This is a genomic window from Ruegeria sp. N10 (assembly GCF_056531545.1).
Map to the genome: position 1 here is coordinate 1 of NZ_JBQFLY010000050.1, position 2,558 is coordinate 2,558.

The following is a 2,558-nucleotide window of genomic DNA, read 5'->3' on the forward strand; positions in this document are numbered from 1 at the left end:
GGACGAAGCCGCTCGCGCGGCAATGGCGCTTGTGGCTGATGTTTCGCATTTTTCCTGACGTCGCGCATTTTGTGAACTGACGAACCTGTCTGACGATTGAGGCTTTCTCAGTCGACACAGGAGGTTTCAATGACAGAGGAGAGAACAACCCCGCTTCGGGAGCGGATGATCGAAGATATGCGCATTCGGGGTCTGGGGCACCAATCTCAGCGGGCGCACATCCGGGCGGTGAAGGATTTCGCCGGGTTTCTGGGGCGGTCCCCCGATACGGCGACAACGGAAGAGCTTCGCGCATACCAACTTCACATGACGGATGCCGGGGTTACGCCCTCGGTCTACAACTCGCGCATTACCGCCCTGCGCTTCTTTTTCTCGATGACCTGTGGTCGCGAGGAGATGAAGCGATACATGCAGTTCCGCACGCAGCCGCGCAAACTGCCCGCGGTGCTCAGCGCCGAGGAAGTTTCCGAGCTTCTGGCGGTGGCACCCGGGCCCGGGCTCAAGTACCGCGCCGCGCTCAGCATTTCCTACGGTGCAGGTTTGAGAGCTTCCGAGGTTTGCAATCTCACGACTGGCGATATCGATAGCGACCGGATGCTCATCCATGTCGTGCAGGGCAAGGGGCGGAAGGACCGCAAGGTCATGCTGTCGCCCGATCTGCTCAGTCTTCTGCGGGACTACTGGTGCGAGGCCCGGCCCGAAGGATGGCTGTTTCCCGGCAAGCCGAAGATCAACCCGATCTCGCCCCGTCAATTGAACCGGGCATTCACATCCGCCAAGCGCATGGCCGGGATCAACAAACCCGCGACGCTACATACCCTCAGGCACAGTTTTGCAACCCATCTGCTGGAAGCGGGGACGGATGTGCGGGTCATTCAGGTGCTCCTGGGCCATGCCAAGCTGACAACCACCGCCCAGTACACCAAAGTCGCCACCAAGATGATCCGGGACACCACCAGCCCGTTTGAAGCGCTCAAACAACTGAACCTTCAGACCCGGAAGAAGCGACCGGGGTAAGGCGCGAGCCTTGCCCCGCGCGAGGCTGGAGATCGCTGACATATTCCGCAGATACGGCCCCGCGTGGCGGCAGGCCAATGCAGGGCATATCAGCCTGAGCCAGCTCAAGGTGATGTCGGCCATTGAGGCTTGTCGAACAGAGGCGCTCGGCGGGCATGTGGCCGCTTGCACCAAATGCTGCCATCAGCACATCGCGTATAACAGTTGCAAGAACCGGCACTGTCCCAAGTGTCAGGGACCAGCCGCGCGCGATTGGATGGCCGCGCGGGCCGAGGACCTGCTGCCGGTCGAGTATTTCCACGTCGTCTTCACTCTGCCAGCCGAGATTGCGCGGATCGCCCTCTGGAACAAACGGGTGGTCTATAGCCTGCTATTCAGGGCATCGGCGGAAACGGTGATGACCATCGCCGCTGATCCCAAGCGTCTTGGCGCCCGCATTGGCATGACCAGTGTGCTGCACACATGGGGATCAGCGCTCACGCACCACCCCCACATCCACATGATCGTGCCCGGTGGTGGGCTGTCGCCCGAAGGCCACCGATGGGTCGCGTGCAAGCCGGGTTTCTTCCTGCACGTGCGGGTTCTGTCACGGCTGTTCCGCCGCCTGTTTGTCGAAGGGCTGATGGCGCTGCATAGGACCGGTCAGCTTGCCTTATTCGGAGATCTGGCTCGATTGGTGGACGCTGATGCCTTTTCCAAATGGCTGTCCCCGTTCCGAAAGTGCGAATGGGTGGTCTATGCCAAACCGCCCTTCGGCGGACCCGAAGCGGTACTGGCCTATCTCAGCCGATACACGCACCGTGTCGCGATCTCGAACAACCGCCTTGTTAGTGCCAGTGCCGACACCGTGTCGTTCCGATGGAAGGACTACCGCATCAAACGGGGTGACCGCATGAAGGTCATGCGGCTCGACACAAACGAGTTCATCCGCCGGTTCCTGATGCATGTCCTGCCAGACGGTTTCCATCGCATCCGTCATTACGGGCTGCTCGCCAGCGGCACCCGCAAGCGCAATATCGCGAAGATCCGCACATTGCTCGGTGCGGAACCGACCAGGCAGGACGATGCACCCACGACCGAGATCGTACCGCTCACCCTGCGCGAGCCATGCCCGGATTGCGGCGGGCCGATGCGCATCATCGAGACATTCCGGCGCGGCGAGGTTCCGCGATCTCGCGCCCCGCCGAGAAGGCGGGCTGCATGACAGAACGCCTGTTCATCCAACCCATCCCAAACCGGTTGGCTCCGCCACACCGATCCGACCGCCTTGTGCTCGGCGCTCCGATAGGGCGAACACACCGTGCAATTCCGCTGTCACAAGAAGCAAGTACATCCAGAAGGAAATGCCCCGGTGCGGAAACCGCCGGCTTTGCCCTCTATCGGCAGGAACCAATTGCGGCCTCGCCTCCAACCGAAAACGCGCTTTCCCCATAGGTCGCGCCAAGACCCCGCGGCTTCCTCCCTGAGAGATTTTCCAACGCGGGCCACGGTCGGCCCCAGTCCAAACCTTGCACTCTGGCCCGCATCAGAAAATCTTCATC

The 2,558-nt window shown here is 61.4% G+C and carries 2 protein-coding genes; both read left to right on the top strand.

The features are described from left to right. The first annotated feature begins 129 nt into the window (after positions 1 to 129). Positions 130 to 1,017 (top strand): site-specific integrase, encoded by an 888-nt coding sequence (locus ACR0JI_RS21835; RefSeq protein ID WP_170601779.1) that lies wholly within the window; start codon positions 130 to 132, stop codon positions 1,015 to 1,017. A gap of 10 nt (positions 1,018 to 1,027) precedes the next feature. Continuing rightward, on the top strand, positions 1,028 to 2,221 hold the full coding sequence (locus tag ACR0JI_RS21840; RefSeq protein ID WP_480496667.1) for an IS91 family transposase: 1,194 nt from the start codon (positions 1,028 to 1,030) through the stop codon (positions 2,219 to 2,221). Positions 2,222 to 2,558: the final 337 nt, after the last annotated feature.